At 61.7% G+C, this 16,616-nt stretch carries 13 protein-coding genes and 1 pseudogene; 8 read left to right on the forward strand and 6 right to left on the reverse strand.

Translation table 11 applies throughout. From position 1 onward, the window contains the following. The first annotated feature begins 47 nt into the window (after positions 1 to 47). Positions 48 to 833: a histidinol-phosphatase gene (gene hisN / locus NJ1_RS04100; RefSeq protein ID WP_067687884.1), complete on the forward strand. Its 786-nt coding sequence runs from the start codon at positions 48 to 50 to the stop codon at positions 831 to 833. 134 nt (positions 834 to 967) lie between these two features. On the opposite strand, the gene NJ1_RS04105 is transcribed toward hisN, so the two are convergent. Beyond that, a complete protein-coding gene (locus tag NJ1_RS04105) occupies positions 968 to 1,228 on the reverse strand; it encodes a hypothetical protein (RefSeq protein WP_067687602.1) in 261 nt (86 codons plus the stop codon). 233 nt (positions 1,229 to 1,461) lie between these two features. Between NJ1_RS04105 and NJ1_RS04110 the strand changes: the two genes are divergently transcribed. Together NJ1_RS04110 and NJ1_RS04115 are read left to right on the forward strand one after the other, a co-directional pair. Then, positions 1,462 to 2,856, forward strand: coding sequence for an acyl-CoA dehydrogenase family protein (locus tag NJ1_RS04110; RefSeq protein ID WP_176580405.1), 1,395 nt, complete (start codon positions 1,462 to 1,464; stop codon positions 2,854 to 2,856). 27 nt (positions 2,857 to 2,883) lie between these two features. After that, positions 2,884 to 4,116 carry an acyl-CoA dehydrogenase family protein gene (locus tag NJ1_RS04115; RefSeq protein ID WP_067687606.1) on the forward strand — a complete coding sequence of 411 codons (1,233 nt, stop codon included), beginning with the start codon at positions 2,884 to 2,886 and terminating at the stop codon, positions 4,114 to 4,116. Positions 4,117 to 4,209: 93 nt separating this feature from the next. Here the strand turns inward: NJ1_RS04115 and NJ1_RS38720 are convergent, their stop codons facing one another. Then, positions 4,210 to 4,422, reverse strand: a complete 213-nt coding sequence (locus NJ1_RS38720) for a hypothetical protein (RefSeq protein ID WP_157573738.1) — start codon at positions 4,420 to 4,422, stop codon at positions 4,210 to 4,212. 40 nt (positions 4,423 to 4,462) lie between these two features. On the opposite strand from NJ1_RS38720, the gene NJ1_RS04120 reads away from it, so the two are divergent. After that, positions 4,463 to 5,365 (forward strand): tyrosine-type recombinase/integrase, encoded by a 903-nt coding sequence (locus NJ1_RS04120; protein WP_084477722.1) that lies wholly within the window; start codon positions 4,463 to 4,465, stop codon positions 5,363 to 5,365. Between the two features lie 344 nt (positions 5,366 to 5,709). Next, on the forward strand, positions 5,710 to 7,143 hold the full coding sequence (locus NJ1_RS38725) for a HEPN domain-containing protein (protein ID WP_157573739.1): 1,434 nt from the start codon (positions 5,710 to 5,712) through the stop codon (positions 7,141 to 7,143). A 382-nt stretch (positions 7,144 to 7,525) separates the two neighbouring features. Here the strand turns inward: NJ1_RS38725 and NJ1_RS04125 are convergent, their stop codons facing one another. The 3 genes from NJ1_RS04125 to NJ1_RS37775 form a co-directional block, all read right to left on the reverse strand. Continuing rightward, positions 7,526 to 11,494 carry a DEAD/DEAH box helicase gene (locus tag NJ1_RS04125; protein WP_067687888.1) on the reverse strand — a complete coding sequence of 1,323 codons (3,969 nt, stop codon included), beginning with the start codon at positions 11,492 to 11,494 and terminating at the stop codon, positions 7,526 to 7,528. 73 nt (positions 11,495 to 11,567) lie between these two features. Then, a complete protein-coding gene (locus NJ1_RS40350; RefSeq protein WP_245717200.1) occupies positions 11,568 to 13,523 on the reverse strand; it encodes a hypothetical protein in 1,956 nt (651 codons plus the stop codon). Positions 13,524 to 14,313: 790 nt separating this feature from the next. Continuing rightward, positions 14,314 to 14,547: a hypothetical protein gene (locus NJ1_RS37775; RefSeq protein ID WP_174557040.1), complete on the reverse strand. Its 234-nt coding sequence runs from the start codon at positions 14,545 to 14,547 to the stop codon at positions 14,314 to 14,316. Here NJ1_RS37775 and NJ1_RS38730 point away from each other — a divergent pair. Continuing rightward, complete coding sequence (locus tag NJ1_RS38730) at positions 14,540 to 14,713, forward strand: hypothetical protein (protein ID WP_157573740.1); 174 nt, start codon at positions 14,540 to 14,542, stop codon at positions 14,711 to 14,713. The two genes, NJ1_RS37775 and NJ1_RS38730, sit on opposite strands and share 8 nt — an antisense overlap. Positions 14,714 to 15,210: 497 nt before the next feature. Then, a pseudogene (locus NJ1_RS40355) lies at positions 15,211 to 15,303 on the forward strand (hypothetical protein); the annotation flags it as partial. Positions 15,304 to 15,406: 103 nt separating this feature from the next. Here NJ1_RS40355 and NJ1_RS04140 read toward each other — a convergent pair. Continuing rightward, complete coding sequence (locus NJ1_RS04140; RefSeq protein WP_067687608.1) at positions 15,407 to 15,883, reverse strand: hypothetical protein; 477 nt, start codon at positions 15,881 to 15,883, stop codon at positions 15,407 to 15,409. Between the two features lie 112 nt (positions 15,884 to 15,995). On the opposite strand from NJ1_RS04140, the gene NJ1_RS04145 reads away from it, so the two are divergent. Then, entirely contained in the window at positions 15,996 to 16,367 is a 372-nt protein-coding gene (locus NJ1_RS04145; protein WP_067687610.1) for a DoxX family protein, read from the forward strand. Positions 16,368 to 16,616 lie beyond the last annotated feature (249 nt).

Consider the following 16,616-nt stretch of genomic DNA (forward strand, 5'->3'; position numbering starts at 1 on the left):
TGCGGCCGACACGCGGGGTTAACCCGGAGCCGCTAACGTCTGTGCGCGTGACCGCCTACTCCGCTGATCTCGAACTCGCCCTCGCGCTCGCCGACGCCGCCGACATCATCACTCGTGACCGGTTCGGCGCCCTCGATCTGAAGATCGACGCGAAACCCGATCTGACGCCGGTGTCGGATGCCGATCTGGCTGTCGAGCAGGTCATTCGGAAGGCCCTGGGCGAGGAGCGGCCCGATGACTTGGTGCTGGGCGAGGAGTTCGGCGGGGACGTGCAGTTCTCCGGGCGGCAGTGGGTCGTGGATCCGATCGACGGCACCAAGAACTTCGTCCGGGGCGTGCCGGTGTGGGCCTCGCTCATCTCGTTGCTCGAGGACGGCGTGCCCGTGGTCGGTGTCGTGAGCGCCCCGGCGCTGTCGCGGCGCTGGTGGGCGGCGTCCGGTTCCGGTGCGTGGACCACCTTCGAGAAGTCCGCGCCCAAGGCCATTTCGGTGTCCGGCGTGGCCGAGTTGGGTGCGGCGAGCCTGGCCATGTCCAGCTTGTCGGGCTGGCGAGCGATCGGACGGCGGGACAAGTTCATCACCCTCAGCGACGAGGTGTGGCGGGTGCGCGGGTACGGCGACTTCTTCGGCTACACGCTGCTGGCCGAGGGCGCGGTGGACATCGTGACCGAACCCGAACTCTCGCTGTGGGATATGGCCGCGCTGGACATCCTGATTCGTGAGGCCGGCGGTACGTTCACGTCGCTGGACGGCAAGCCCGGGCCGCACGGCGGCAGCGCGGTCGCCACCAATTCCCATCTGCAGGACCAGGTTCTGGCCGCGCTCGCGGCCTGAGGGTCGATCCCGGACCACACGAAAAACCCCCGACCGGCCGGTCGGGGGTTTTCGCTTTTTCCAATAGGAGCAAGCAACTCTTTCCGGGCGCGTCCGGCGCGGGTCTGCGGTCCCCGGCACCGAGGCGCGATCGACTAGGACGAGCCGGGGCTGACCTGAACCGAACCGAGGCCGACGCTCGAACCGGTCGAGCAGCCGGGGCTGATCGATACCGAGCCGAGGCCGAGGCTCCAGCAGGAGTTCGGGCCGGGGTTGGCCGGGCTGACCGAGCCCGCGTCGATGCCGACCTGAGTCCCGATCGGCTCGAGCGGGATGCCCGCGGCGGTGGCATTGGGGGCGGCGCTCAGGAACAGTGCGGCGGCGATCAGGCCGGTCGTGCCCAACACAGTTTTCATGTCAAGACCTCCGAAAATGGGGGTGAGTGATGCGCCGCCACCGTAGCCCAATCGGGAGCCGTTTGAAGGAGGTTTGTTTCACTATTTGGCGTTCCCCTACTCCTCCGCCGGAAACCACCGCCCCCACCTGCCGATTCGACAACCCTCGACGGTTGTTCTTACTCTGGAGTAAGATAGTCTTACTCTGGAGTAAGATTGCTGGGCAGGATCACCCAACAAACCGAGAAGAACTGGTGATTATGAGCACTCGAGACACCGCAAAGAAGCGACGTCCGGATACTTCCGCCGTTGGCCTGAACCCGGTCAAGCGCGACTGGATGGGCGCGGCCATGCGGGTCATGACGACCATCACGGGGTCCGAACTCGCCGAGAAGTACAACCTGCGCAAGCCCATCGAACGCATCACGTACGAGGGCACCAAGACCGGTTTCCGCACCCTGGGTGCCGCGACTCGCGTCTTCGAGCAGGTTTCCGGTGGTGGGGCCCCGAAGCGGCTGCCCGCCAACGAGTCCCGTAAGAAGGACTACTTCGACCTGACCCCGTCCGACGAGCAGCAGATGATCGTCGAGACGGTCCGTGAGTTCGCCGCCGAGATCCTGCGTCCGGCCGCGTACGACGCCGACGGCGCCGCCAAGGCTCCGCGCGATCTGCTCGAGCGCGCCGCCGAACTCGGCATCACGCTCATCAACGTGCCCGAGGAGCTCGAGGGCGCCGCCTCCGAGCGTGGCGCGGTCACCAACTCGCTGGTCGCCGAGGCGCTGGCGCACGGAGACATGGGCCTGGCGCTGCCGATCCTGGCGCCCAGCGGTGTCGCGGTCGCGCTGTCGCAGTGGGGCACCGAGGCGCAGCAGCAGACCTACCTGCCCTCCTTCACCGGTGAGAACGTGCCGCAGGCGTCGGTGGTCATCGCCGAGCCGCAGGCGCTGTTCGATCCGTTCGCCCTGAAGACCAAGGCCACGCGCTCCCCCAGCGGTTTCCGCCTCAACGGCGTGAAGACCCTGGTGCCGGCCGCCGGTGACGCCGAGTTGTTCATCGTCGCCGCCGAGCTGGATGGCCGTCCGGCGTTCTTCATCGTCGAGTCGAACACCGAAGGTGTCGTCGTCGAAGCGGATCCGAGCATGGGTCTGCGCGCCGCCGGCCTGGGCCGGCTGCTGCTGAACAACGTCGCGGTCTCCGCCACCGCCATCCTGGGCGATGCGGACTCGGTCGAGCGCGCCGAGGATTACGCCGACGCCGTGCGTCTGGCTCGACTGGGCTGGGCCTCGCTGGCCGTCGGCACCGGTCAGGCCGTGCTGGACTACGTGATTCCGTACGTGAAGGAGCGTGAGGCGTTCGGTGAGCCGATCGCACACCGTCAGGCGGTCGCGTTCATGGTCGCCAATATGGCGATCGAGCTGGACGGTCTTCGTCTCGTGACCCTGCGGGGTGCGTCACGCGCGGAGCAGGGCCTGTCGTTCGCTCGCGAGGCCGGTCTGGCTCGCAAGCTGGCCACCGACAAGGGCATGCAGATCGGTCTGGACGGCGTCCAACTGCTCGGCGGCCACGGCTTCACCAAGGAGCACCCGGTCGAGCGGTGGTACCGCGACCTGCGCGCCATCGGTGTTGCCGAAGGCATCGTCCTCATCTGACCCGACTTCTCAACGGAGAGACCACTCATGATCAATCTCGAACTCCCCAAGAAGCTCCGGGCCAGCGCCAACCAGGCCCACCAGGTCGCCGCGGAGATCTTCCGCCCGGTGTCCCGCAAGTACGACCTGGCCGAGCACGAATACCCGATCGAACTCGACACCATGGCCGCCATGATCGAGGGCTTGTCGGACTCGGGCACGCAGGACATCTCCGGCGCCACCGGTGGCCGCAAGGCCGAGGGCGCCGAGAGTGACGAGCACGCCACCGAGTTGCTCGGAAACAGCAACGGCGGCAATATGTCCGCGCTGCTCAACGCGCTCGAGACCTGCTGGGGCGACGCGGGCCTGATGCTCTCGATTCCCTACCAGGGTCTCGGCAACGCCGCCATCGCCGCGGTGTCCACTGATGAGCAGCTCGCGCGGTTCGGCAAGGTGTGGGCCGCCATGGCCATCACCGAGCCGTCCTTCGGTTCGGACTCCGCGGCCGTGACCGCGACCGCGACCCTCGACGGCGACGAGTGGGTGCTCAACGGCACCAAGATCTTCGTCACGGCCGGTTCGCGCGCCACCCACATCGTGGTGTGGGCGTCGGTGGATCGCTCCGCCGGTCGCGCCGCCATCAAGTCGTTCGTGGTGCCGCGGGATGCCAAGGGCCTGACCGTGTCTCGCCTCGAGCACAAGCTCGGCATCAAGGCCTCCGACACCGCCGAGATCCGCTTCGAGGATTGCCGCATCCCCGCGGACAACATCCTCGGCAGCCCGGAAGTCAACGTGGAGAAGGGTTTCGCGGGCGTCATGCAGACGTTCGACAACACCCGTCCCCTGGTTGCCGCCATGGCTGTCGGCGTCGGCCGCGCCGCGCTCGAGGAGCTCCGCACGGTGCTCGAGGACGCGGGCGTCGAGATCTCCTACGACAAGCCGGCCAACAACCAGCACGCCGCCGCCGCGGAATTCCTTCGCCTGGAAGCCGACTGGGAGTCCGCCTACCTGCTGTCGCTGCGCGCCGCCTGGATGGCCGACAACAAGAAGCCCAACTCCCTCGAGGCCTCGATGTCCAAGGCCAAGGCCGGCCGCATGGGCACCGACGTCACCCTCAAGGCCGTGGAGCTCGCCGGTGCCACCGGCTACTCCCAGCGTCCGCTCCTGGAGAAGTGGGCCCGCGACTCGAAGATCCTGGACATCTTCGAAGGCACCCAGCAGATCCAGCAGCTCATCGTCGCCCGCCGCGTCCTCAACCTGTCCTCGGACAAGCTGAAGTAAGCACTGGCACAACGAAAAACCGGTGTCGGTCCTCAGTGGGACCGCACCGGTTTTCTCGTTCCCGGACCACGGTGATTCGACCATCACCGGCACTCAGGCCGTCGCCAGGCCGTCAGCACCGGAAACCCAGTCCGTCCAGGCCGCCTCCACCGCGAGACGCGCACGCTCGTGACTGTCCTCCAGCAGATGCGCGTACACCTTCAGCGTGAACCCCGGATCGGTATGGCCCAGGTAGTCCGCGACTACCTGGATTGATCTAGCACCGAGAAAGGGCCCCTGAGCTGCTGCTTCGGGGGCCTTTCTCATTTCTAGTGACAGGCACAACGCTCTCAGTCAAGATATTGGGATGGGGCGAGATCGCTCAATCGATCTCGCCGCGCTCCTGCCCTCTTGGGAACTGACCCTTCGTGCAGAACGTAAGTCCGGCGCGACCGTCAGGTCATACGGTCGTGGCGCTCGCTTGTTCCTAGAGTGGTGCGAAACCAACAGCGAGCCACCGATCTTGGAGCGAACGAGGGTGAATGCCTTCGTTGCCGACTTGCTGGACTCCGGCCTGGAGGCATCCACGGTTCGCGCGCGCCAGCTCGCGCTGCGCCGGTTCTCGGCATGGCTGACCGAAGAAGACGAACTCGACTCCGACCCCCTCCTTGGCCTCAAGGCACCCAAACTTGACGAGAAGGTGGTTCCATCCCTCACGGATGACCAACTTCGCCAGCTCCTGAAAGCGTGTAGCGGCAAGGATTTTCGAGATCGACGTGATGATGCGATCACCCGACTAATGGTCGAGTCCGCCATGCGAGCAAGTGAATGCGTCGGAATCCTGCTGCCAGACTTGGCCCTTCAGCACGGAACCGTCATCATCCAGCGAGGCAAGGGCGGCAAGGGCCGCGTCGTCCCATTCAGCCCCCAAACGGGACGCTCCATCGACCGGTACATCCGAGCCCGCCGCACCCACCGCCTCGCCGACTCCCCCAAGCTGTGGCTCGGCGACCGCGGCAAAGGCTTCGGGTACTACGCGCTATACGACACACTCACCTACCGAGCCGAATTAGCCGGTATCCCCGACTTCCACCCTCACGTCCTACGGCACACAGGCGCATCCCGCTGGCTCGGCGCTGGCGGCACCGAAGGCGGACTGATGGCCATCGCCGGTTGGAGCACCCGAGACATGATCGATCGCTACACCAGATCGACCGCAGCAACACGTACCGCCGAGGAAGCACGCGGTCTCAATCTTGGTGATCTGTAGCCTCGGACCCCACCGACCACCGTAATGAAGCCGCAAATGAGGCTCGCTACATGATGTTGTCCGCGAGTCCACACGATATAGGGCAAGGCCTCCGCTGCTTCCGAAGATCGTTCTGTCGAATCTCGGACTGCTAGGTGCCAGTGATGCCAAGTCCTCCGCTCTTAGCGCTTGAGGCGTCCTTACTTCGAAGCCTGAGCCTTGCAAGTAATCGGCTAGCTCACTCCATCTAGTAGTGCTATTCTGTAGTACTGCACATGGGTGCTGTATTCCGAGAAAAATTCCCGGATGATCATCTATCAGGTGCAGGGTGTCGTAATTGGCCACTCGAAACCTGAAGGTGTTAAATGACGGATGTTGACGCGCCACCCTTTATCAAAAACGAATTTGTAGACAATCTTCGAACATTCGCAATTAACGCACTGGACCTATTGAAGGCCCAGTATGAAACGCCAAGATTTTATCGTCCTCGATATCCTCTCCACTACTCATGGCGTCGCGACTCCAAAGATCCGGAACGACTGCACCGCGTTCCACGATCTGCGGTATGGAAAGTTGTTAGCGACTCGTTTCAGTGGCCAGATTGGAATTCAATTCGCAAGATCTCCTCATATGATTCCATGCGGATATTTATTGACAAAGATCAGGGTTTGCAGCGCAGACTGCGGATCGCATATATCGCGCCGTATGAGGACATTGAACTGGGCGATTTAAGTCAAATGTCCGCACTGGACTTCCTGCTTCAGGATGCACTTCTACTTCCAATGATCAACTCAAACCAGAATTTCGACTTCACCGACTCGGGATTCGCATCAGCCTGCAAAGGCGTATTCGATAGCTTGTCTAATAAGACGGTTTCATGGCGCAAAATTACGCCACTCCGACATGTTCAATCCGTGGAATCCGTGGCTCTATCTCCCGGTTGCGTTCTGCGATATCTGTCAGAGAAGGAGATCTCCGCAGGAGACGGATTCGGCTCACTCCCAATCAGACATACCGCCACAGGGTCCACATACCTTCCCCTGATCTATCAATTTGCGATCGTTCAGTCGGTGGACATCGAGATCGACGTAGATGCAGATCAGGAGGTGTTTGAACGTCAACTACAGCAGGCTTTGAAAAATAGGCGTGACGAACTTTCGGATACAATTGTTTCAGCCATAAATATACTTTCGAAGGGCGTATGCGCAAGAGGAGAAGGGTGGACGTCGATCACAACATCGTCGGCTAGCCAAAGGATGCGTGACGGGGTCGAGTACCAAAGCATTCGCAAGGAAGCATGGCGGACACCCACCTGCGATCTTGATGAGATCCCTACCCAGCAGCTTTCCGATTTGGTGTCCAATCTCAGCGAACCGCGGATCAGAAAAAAGCTTGAGGTGGCAGTCGAGCGACTAAACAATGCCGTCAATCGAATATCAGACGAGGAGGCTGTCGTCGATCTAGCAATTGCAGCTGAATCACTTTTCGGCACGCGGGACCCTGGCGAAACAACGTTTAAAACGTCACTCAATGCCGCATTGTTTCTTGGCGGAACAGAATATTCGGCATCGTATGTGAGAAAGTTTTTCAGAACAGTCTATACAACACGGAGTAAGATAGTACACGGCCATAGCAAGCTCCCCAAAGAAGTCGCAGGAGGAGGACTTCCGAGCCTTCGAAACGAGCTAACCGGACACATAAAATCGGCACTCAAGAGGGCTGCGCATGATTTGCGAAGCAATGCAGACGCACTCGAATGGGAACAACGACTCGATGATCTATTAGATTCATCGAGTTAGAGTTTCCTGTTGCACCTGTGAGACGCGAATAAAACCCAGTACTGCAGACCAAGGGAAATAGATAAGAGAAAGTCAGCCCCGGTTTCACCGGGGCTTTCTCGCACCATGAACTCAAAGTGAACTGAGGGTCATGACTTCGGTGTGAACTGAGGTAGGGCCAGGCTAATCAAATCAGCCCGTACCTGTGCCACGACGACAATGAAGCCGCGCGGCTCCTGTATGCCCTCACCGAAGCTGTTCCCTTGGGGGCAGGCCATCGACTCAGGCTCGGCGAATGGCGTCGCTCGCCAGCCCCAAGCAAATCGCAGATGCGTGGGGTTTCGCTTGCGAGGCACTCTCGGACGCAGGCGGCGGTCATCTAACTCGACCCCCTTGGCTGCACCTACGAAAGCTTCCATTCCCAGCCCACAATTTCCTCCAACCTGTGACGACGTTCGGCGCTCAGCTTTCCCTTCGCATAGTTGTTGCGCTGGAGGCTTACCCAGTTGCCGAGCTTCGCGCCCTTGTAGGTGCGGTCGTAAGGCAGTCGAGTGGTTCCGTGCTCCTCCAGGTACTGACGAACGAGCTCATACATGCTGTCCCACTTTGCATCGTGTGGGCTCCACACCCAGCCTGGAAGCTTCTCCAACTGCGCCCGCTGCTCCGGTGTCAGCGCTTGCTGTTTCTGCCGCTGCACCGCGACCCAGCTACCGAGTGCCACTCCATCTTCGAAATGCCCCTGTGGCACGCGCGAGTGTCCCTCCCGCGCAGCGAACTTCTCTACCATTTCGTATCTTTCGCCCCAGACATCCTGGAAGAGATTCCAGGTCCAACCTGGCAACACTTCGAGTTTGGATCGCCGCTCGGCGGAGAGCTTCGACCTCTCTGCTCGTTGTTCTCGTACCCACCCTCCGAGCTTCACACCGTCGTGGACGTAGCCGTCGGGAACGCGCGAATGACCTTCTCGGGCTACGAACTTCTCGAGTAGTCCGAGCTTCTGACTCCAGATGTAGTCCTGCTTGGTACCCCAGAACCAGCCTGGAATCGCTTCCAACAGCGCCTTCCTCTGTGGTGTGAGCTTGAGATGCTCACTCCGTCGCAGCCGTGTCCACTGTCCGAGTTTCAAACCGTTCTCGCTGTGGTCGACAGGAACGTTGGTGTGTCCCTCTCTCGCGGCGAAAACCCGCAACTGCTCAAGGCTTTCCATCCATGAATCTTCGACGGAGTTCCAACTCCACCCGGAGATAGCTTCGAGCCTCGCCCTGCGGTCCTGGCTCATTGTTTCTCGGTTTGCGCGCTGCTCGCCCACCCACACACCGAGCTTCACCTTGCCCTCAATATGCCCGGCGGGGACGCGTGCGTGTCCCTTTCGATCGACAAATTCGACCAACTCGCAGTACCCGCGGTCCCACGCCGCTGTGTGCGGATCCCAAGCCCAACCAGGCACGGACTCCAGCAGTTCGCGCCGCTCGGCACTGATCTCTTCTCTTCTACTGCGTTGCTCATTAACCCATGAGCCGAGCTTGATGTGGTCTTCGACATGTCCCTGCGGAACGAGCGCATGTCCTTCTCGTCGCTGAAACTGTTGCAGCAGAGCAAATTTGCGGTGCCACATGTCCGACCGTACGTCCCAGTTCCAACCCGGCAGCGTTTCCAATCGCGTTCGCTGTTCGACGGTTAGCTTGTCCCGCCTGCTGCGTTGATGCGTAACCCATTTCCCCAACGGAAGGTTGTTCTCACAGTGTGAAATAGGGACGCGAGCGTGTCCCTCACGTTTGGTGAACTTCACCAATTCCGCGTATGACGCCTCCCAGCGGTCGGCCAAGGGGTCCCATGACCATCCGAGGAGGGCCTCCAGGAGTGCCCGTCGCTCGGGAGACATCTCCTCGCGGGTCCTTCGTTGCACCACCACCCAGGTCCCGAGATTGAGCCCATTCTCCATGTGCCCTGGTGGGGTTCGCGAGTGGCCGAGGCGTTCGGCGAACTGCTGGAGGGCGCTGTAGTTCTGCTGCCAGAGGTCCTCGTGCACATCCCACAGCCAGCCCGGCAGCGCCCCGAGTTCCCTGATACGGCCTTCAGACAGTCGACCTCGACGAAACAGCCCGCGTTGGGTAGCAACCCAACTCCGGAGGTTGAACTCGCCGACCCTATAGGGAAACGGCACATTGGCATGACCGTGTTCGGCGACGAACTCGTTCATCAATCTGATCCAGACGTCCCACTGGTCCGAAAGAACATCCCACGACCAGCCGGGCAGCGACTCCAACTTCTCGCGCCGGTCCTCGCTCAGGGTCCCCTTCGCGTACTGGCGACGCTGCACACTGGCCCATTGACCGAGCGGAAATCCCTCCACGACAAGATCAACGGGAACCCTCGCCGTGCCATTCTCGCCGGCATACTTCCCCAGCAGCCCGCACCAGAACTCCCATCTCGCGCTGGTCTTCTCGACCAACCGAACGTCAAAGGCCTTGGCGAAACTCGCACTCACCCTTGTTGATACGTCGAGGTGAATCTTCTCGGGAATCCTTGCGAGACCACCCGTCCTCCCGAGCTCGCGGCGCATGGAGTCGATCTGCTCAGCGAGATCCTCATCGTGTGCCCGCAACGCATTGATGACATCCCACACCGGCTTGAAGGAGGAATCATCGAGTGCCGATTCTGGATCGGTCTCGGTGTCGATGAACACCGGCAAGACGATCGTTCCCACGGTCTTGTCTGACGCGAGCCGGATCGCCCTGCCGACCGCCTGCACGATATCTACTTCGCCGCGGCGGGGGTCGACGAACGCGACGCCGTCGAGGGTAGGGACATCGATCCCCTCGGACAGGCACCGGGCGTTCGCCAAGAGTCCGCGCTCACCCTCTTCGCACTGACGCAGCTGGCGAAGCTTGAGGTGGCGTTCACCAGCGGTCATCTCTCCCGAAACGTATCCAGTCCACAACATGCCGGTCGGGCGCTGAGCAGGCGGCATCCAGTCAATGACCTCCGACATCTCAGCGGCGAACTCACGCGCCCCGGCGACCCGGGAGTGAAAGCTGATGATCCGGCGCAAGTCATACTTACGCATCGCCTTGGCCAGACCGATCTGACCCGCGAGAGTGCGGGCGTTAGTGGACTTGCCTCCACGCACAACCAGCTTGCCCCGCTCGACCCACTGCTGGTATGTCGCATCGTCTACGCCCACGACGACGACCTGATAGTCCGTCAGCAGTTTCCGACTGATCGCCTCACCGAAACTCAATCGATGCAGCACCTCCCCGAACCTGGTCGGATCGTCCATCGATGCGACTTCCAGTTCCGCCTCGCTTGCGGCCTTCCGGACGCGGCCGGTGTGATATCGCGGGGTGGCGGTCATGAACAGGCGGCGATGAGCCTTGATGGCATCAGCATCGAGAACTGTCGCGAAAACACTGGATTTGTCACCGGCGATCCTGTGCGCCTCGTCGGCAACCACCAGATCGAACACGGGCAGTTGCTCCGATGCAAAGGCAGCGGCAATCCGCGGAGACGACTGATACGTCGAGAAGACCACGCACGGCCCCGACTGCTGACGCAGGAAAGCCGCGATCTGAGCGGGCTCTGTTGTCACTGGCACACCCAGCTCACTCGTGTGCATTACCGCTTCGTCGGCATTCTGGGCGACGGTCGCGTCAGAACAAACCGGCAAAGCCACGAATGCCTTCGTCTTGTGTGTTTGCCAGACCTGCATCGTCTGCTTGAGTAGCGACAGCGACGGCAGCAGTACGAGAGTGCGTTTCGGGTCCAGCGTCTCCTTGATGAACAGGGACGTGAGGGTCTTGCCAGTGCCGCACGCCATGAGTAGCTGCCCCCGGTCGGCCGTCTCGAATCCCAGCACGACGTTGTCAATCGCTTCTTGTTGATAGTCGCGCGGCGTGGCCGGATTTCGAGTCGGCGACGGCCTTAGGTCACCAGGATCACTCGGCCAGTCCACCTCGGAGGTCAGAAGATCACTCAAGCCCACAAAGCTGACATGCTTTTCCTGGTCGTTGATCGTTCGACGAGCGATGTGATGCAGTTTGTCGGTGGTGGCGATCAGGAGACGAAACGAGAAGGTCGCACGCGACGACTCGGCGAGGAACTTGTTGACATCATCTTTGGTGACCGCACGATCTGACGAGTACGCCTTGGCCTGGATGGCCCAGAGTTTTCCGTCGCAATCCTCAGCGACCAAGTCGATTCCAGCATCAGCAGCCCACCAACCGTCCCAGTCATCCCACAACCACACCCGTCGCAGCACGGCTTTATACGTCGGGTCATTGGTCAACCACCACTGACACAGATGCTCGAACTGCTTGCCCCGCACCGCGGCCCGAGTGTCCAACACATCAAAGAGTTCGATGAAGGTCCCCATGTCCACGCACAGTAGATCAGGCATCTGACACTCGGACTCGATAGCGGCGTACCCGCGCCCGATCACTTGGGGCTTAGGGAGTCAGCCTGAACAGATTCCCCAAGTCTCCCCCCTGGGTGAGAATTTCGGCTCGTTGAAGGAATTCGTTCCGCTGGCCTGATGCGTAGCGGCCGACCGGCTCTCCGGCGACCAGTGCGCGGATGACAGTATTGAGCGCCTTGCGCCCCATGATCAATGCGAAATCGGCAACGGTTTCGCACGCCACAACCGACAGGGTCCCTCCGTGGATCGCGGAGTTGCGTGATCGCGTCAGCCGTTTCACTCGCGCGTCCAGTTGCTGACGTTCGGAATCGAAAGCAGCGCGTAGAGCCGCAGACGAAGAAACGGTGTCGTCGGTTTCCTTCAGTTGTCGCACCAACCAATGTTCGGCATAGATCTCCTTCAAGGCACTCACGTGCTCAAGGGCCTTGCTCGAATCGATGGCTGGACCTCCACCTACCGTGATCTCGTCGCGGATCGCGCGCAGTGTTGGTTGTGCCGGAGCCCCCGGGGAACGGTCTGGGAGGTACTGGACCACGGCCGAGAACACCTCGCCGGCTACACGATTGGCGAACCCGGTGACGAGGTATTCGTCGAACAGATACTGCTCGACAAACCCGTACCAGCGATACTTCTCGAGCGGGGCGATCCAGGTATTGCAGTGCTCGATCGCCCTGACCGCGGCCATGACCACCGCTTCCGGATCCGACCTCGGCACACTCAACAGCGCCGCCTGAAGACGCAGGACAGGTTGTAGCCGCCGCGCGGTCTCGACAGTGAAGGTGTGGCCTGCCGCAGTCAACTCGCGCAACGTCTGGGTGACGGTGTCGTTCTCGGAGAAGACCGCTGCGGGCAACGGCGCCTTCAGCCCCCACTCGACAGCTGAACCATGCGAAGGTGAACCATCGAAAAATAGTGTGCCGTCGAGGACTTGCCACATCCCTGGAGCGATGTCGACGACCGCCAGCACGGTGTCCAAGTACATCCGCGCGGTCTCCTTGGCACGATGGCCTTCGATCTCGCGGACGGTGACGCGCGCATAGACCAGTTGCGGCACATGCTCAAACCCCTGGACCTCGTCGACCTCGGACGAGCGTTGCAGCTCACGGATTTCCTCGGTCAGAAGCTCCTCTGGCACGACCTCGAACAACTCGCGCGCCCGCTCGTGATCGATGAGTGCACTCGCGAGCGTCTGTGCGTCATAAAACGTGACCGCGCCAAAGGTCACGCACGAGAGGCTCTTAACGAATGCAGGCCGCAATCGAAACCAGACCACGCACGTTCCGGTTGACGGTCGCTGGACGAGGCAGCGCTCAGCGAGATCGAAGAGTTCTGCTTCGCTCATATCCGCGGCCGCGGTGGGGTCGAACAATGTGGCCGTGTCGACAGTGTCGCCGACCGTCGCTCGCGCGTACCTGACGGCTGCCTCCGTACCGCGCAGTACCCTGACCGCGATCGATACTGGACTCCAGTGCTGCCGATCCTGATTGCGTAGTTCGCTCAACGCGATCAGCGTGTCGCGCAGATAGGCAACTCGTTCGCGCGGGTAGAGGGTGTGATCGATATCGCGGCATGCGGTCACCAGATCGCGCCACGCGGCGACAAGCAGAAGATCACCACTGAGGATTCCGGTGACAGCAGCGATCTTCGCCGCTACCGCTGGCCGTTGGCTGTCGTCGACAGCCAACGCGCCATTCTTCGTGGACACCAGCAGGTCTGCGGTGATGGTCGTGTGAACCGCTCGAGAAGTCGAGTCCACGAGCGCAGACAGCTCCGGACCGATCCACCCGAGGGCCGCCTTGAGATCCGATGCCATCGACTGCCAGTCGTAAGTGCGCTGTCGGTCATGTACGCGTGGATCGGAACAAGCCTCGGCAATTTCTGCCACGATCGCGGTCAGCGGCATCCGGCCAGCAGTACACGTGATCAGCTCTTTCCGACCCGTGTACAGCATCAACTCCTCGAGCCAACGATCTTGCTGATCGAACATCGACGTTACTTCCTGTGTCAGCGAATCCGGTTCGGCGCAGACCAACGATCAATTGCCTCCCCGGAATCGAAGCCGAAACAACCCCTGCGCTTTGGATCTCGACATTAGCCCGGCGTGTCGAAGACGAGTGTTCGGGTCAGCTCTACCTGACAGCGGCGCGGCGCGGCGGCTGAATCTCCCACGTGTTGTGGCCGTTGATCCCAGAATCCTGTCGGGAGAGGACCGGACCATCCAGCTACGTTCGGGGCGATACCCAGGAGGAGGCACGGCGTCGGGCGGTTCGTGAGTGCCGGAGCAATCTATTCGGAATCCGCCTCCGGAATCAATGCCCCAGGCCAGGTATACCCATCCCTGAACTCCACGGACAACCTGAAGTTCAACCCGACGGCTGGTCACCTTCCACGTCGGGACGAATCCGCCCAAAGGCGCACAGAACTGGCTCAAGACCAACCCCGGCAAAGGCTGGTCAGCCTCATCCACTGGAACGGCCACACCGAGGCGTTCTTCGACCGGCAGTACAAGCTCGGCGATTTCGTCAAACAGTAAAGCGTCGCGCACTCTAGAGCGACTCAGAGTGACGATCGAGCCGCCTCCGATATCGCGAAGGAGGCCCAATTCTTTCGGTCCACTGTCATTCTCGACGACACCGCACGGAGTTCCACCCCTCCAGCGATCCCGCCCAATCGTAAGCCGAACACCGCGTCATGGTCGGCATGAGCGTGTGCTCAGTCGGTTGCTGATCGATGGGGCCTCTCTAGCTCTCAGTCACAGATATTGGGCGCGTTCACGCTCACGAGTCACCTCGGTGACCTCGGGTAAGCACAGTGTCCAAGCAGTTGTAGTGCGCGAGCTCCTTCACCGACACCCCGCGCGCCAACAGCGTCGAGGCGAACAGGTGCCGCAACGCGTGCATCCCGTCGATCCTGTTGCGGTACTCAAGATCCGCATTGCCGAACGCCGGTTTCCAGCCGACCTTGGTGAACAGGTCCCCGCTCAGCGGCTCACCACTCGGGCGAGTGATCAACAGCGGCACCGTCACCGGGACACTGGACGAGTACGTCGCAGGTATCGGCGATGTGGACCGGATAGTCAACACGCTCGTCGGTGACACCCAGCGACGCTGGGTCTACCCAGCAAAGGGCTGGGCCACCGAACAGGATGTGCCCGACGAAGTCCACGAAGCCTACTAACACCTCGTAGCCGCCGGATACACTCGCCGCCTGCTCCCCGAACCCTCAGGCTGAGAATCGCTCGCGCCCTCCGTTTCTGGACGACATCAAAGTCGTTGCCGAATTTGCCTATATAGGTTCAAGGCGCGCCGCGCGGGCGACGGCGCTACGTGCCGCCGCCACGCAGCGACGCGCGACGGGGCTGATGTAGCGTCGCCCCGGCACGTCGGGGCGCGTCGGCAGCACATAACGCCAAAAAACCGTGCGGCGCGCACGGAACCCATTGAGGCACTTCGCCTCCGGCACCGATGCGAGCATCAAGCAGGCCCCGGGCCGATTCGATCGGCCGTCCTGCACTCGGGGCCGATTCGGCCGGCACTGCGGATCGATCGGACTGTTCGCTCTCGCCGCGGTTGCCGAACGGTGCTGTCATAGAATTTGGCAGAGCTCGGGAGAGACAACCACCCAGCTCAGCGGCATGATCACTCGTATTCGTGGAGGTCGGCCAGGCTGCCCGCGAGATCCTGGACATCTTCAAAGGCACCCAGCAGATCCAGCAGCTCATCGTCGCCCGCCGCGTCCTCAACCTGTCTTCGGACAAGCTGAAGTAAGCACTGGCACAACGAAAAACCGGTGCGGTCCCATGGGACCGCACCGGTTTACTCGTTCCCGGACCGGCTTCGGCCCGTCCGGTTCTCGCTCGTAGCGGTGAGGCTAGGTCGGTGACGTACCTGGTGAAGCGGGCCTTGTGAATCGGATGCCGTTGAACGTGCAGGTGCAGCATGCGCATACGGGGTCAAGACTCGTTTCGTCGATGTCTGGATTCACAACCTGCAGTGTTCCGTCGGAAGCGACGTACAACCCGCTGTAATAGGTCGACTCGCTGACCCGCACGTAGTCCTGACGGTCGAATTCCTGCACCGCCACAAGCCAGAAGATCGGTTCGTCCTGGTCGAGTCGGGACTTGGCTTCGGTGAATGTCGCCTCCCAGTCCGATCCGACCCTCGAGAGCAGGAACCGGAAAAGCGGCGTGTAATCACGCCCCCGGCCCGGTGTCCGTCCCATACCCTCGTGCGTCACATCGGATTTCGCGGTCCGCTTCGTGTTGCGGCGATGCCGATACTCACCACCGCGTGGACGAGACCCCCGCGCGGTGGTGTTGTCCTTCCGATACAGCGGCGGCTTGTCCACATCACAAGCGTATGGCACCTGTTGTATCGTCTCGGCAGATGCCCCGTTAGAGGATCTCGACCGTTCACGGGACACTGATCGATACCGACAGCGGCGCTGAATCATCAGCCAAATGTTCGGAGAGAACGTGCATATCGCCTTCGTTACGGTCAGCATCCTCGGTGTGCTCTTCAACGGCGCCGCCGCCGTCACGTATTTGATCGGCCACGACTACCCCAAGACCCAAGCGGACATGAAGGGCATTCCCCGCAAGTACGTTCCCGTGCTCGGCACCTTGCTGGCCGCGGGCGCTATCGGGCTGCTGGCCGGGCTTGCCGTGCCGATCCTCGGAACGCTGGCCGCCACCGGCCTGGTGCTGTACTTCATCGGAGCCATCGCCGCGCACCTGCGGGTGGGCTCTCGCAACATAGTCGGCGGAATCGTCTTTCTGGCCACCGCGGTCGCTGCCCTCGTGTTGGGCGTGAGCTACCACGGCGCTTGGTGACACGACGCCGAGTGCGGCTGGCGGCCAACCCTTCCGGTGCCGGGTGATCGACTCGCCGCGATCCACGCCGCAGTGAAGGCTCGAAACAGTCTCGCGCAGTATGCCTTCCGCCGGTAAGCGCTGACCGATTCGGTCAGCGCGGTATGCGGTTCGGGCTCAGGCGGTTTCCGGGAAGCCGATGGCCGGCGAACCCCGGGGTCTCCTGTCACGATCGAATCCGTGCCGCCGAATTCGATTCTGAGATCGAGG

Origin of the sequence: Nocardia jejuensis NBRC 103114 (assembly GCF_001613145.1) — a bacterium.
In the GTDB taxonomy this organism is placed as follows: domain Bacteria; phylum Actinomycetota; class Actinomycetes; order Mycobacteriales; family Mycobacteriaceae; genus Nocardia; species Nocardia jejuensis.

Bases quoted from the DNA above. Each gene is read 5' to 3' on its own strand.
- NJ1_RS38720 (WP_157573738.1), bottom strand. From the start codon at position 4,422: ATGAGAAAGGCCCCCGAAGCAGCAGCTCAGGGGCCCTTTCTCGGTGCT.
- NJ1_RS04120 (WP_084477722.1), top strand. From the start codon at position 4,463: ATGGGGCGAGATCGCTCAATCGATCTCGCCGCGCTCCTGCCCTCTTGG.
- NJ1_RS38725 (WP_157573739.1), top strand. From the start codon at position 5,710: ATGACGGATGTTGACGCGCCACCCTTTATCAAAAACGAATTTGTAGAC.
- NJ1_RS04125 (WP_067687888.1), bottom strand. From the start codon at position 11,494: ATGGGGACCTTCATCGAACTCTTTGATGTGTTGGACACTCGGGCCGCG.
- NJ1_RS40350 (WP_245717200.1), bottom strand. From the start codon at position 13,523: ATGTTCGATCAGCAAGATCGTTGGCTCGAGGAGTTGATGCTGTACACG.
- NJ1_RS04115 (WP_067687606.1), top strand. From the start codon at position 2,884: ATGATCAATCTCGAACTCCCCAAGAAGCTCCGGGCCAGCGCCAACCAG.
- NJ1_RS04145 (WP_067687610.1), top strand. From the start codon at position 15,996: ATGTTCGGAGAGAACGTGCATATCGCCTTCGTTACGGTCAGCATCCTC.
- NJ1_RS04105 (WP_067687602.1), bottom strand. From the start codon at position 1,228: ATGAAAACTGTGTTGGGCACGACCGGCCTGATCGCCGCCGCACTGTTC.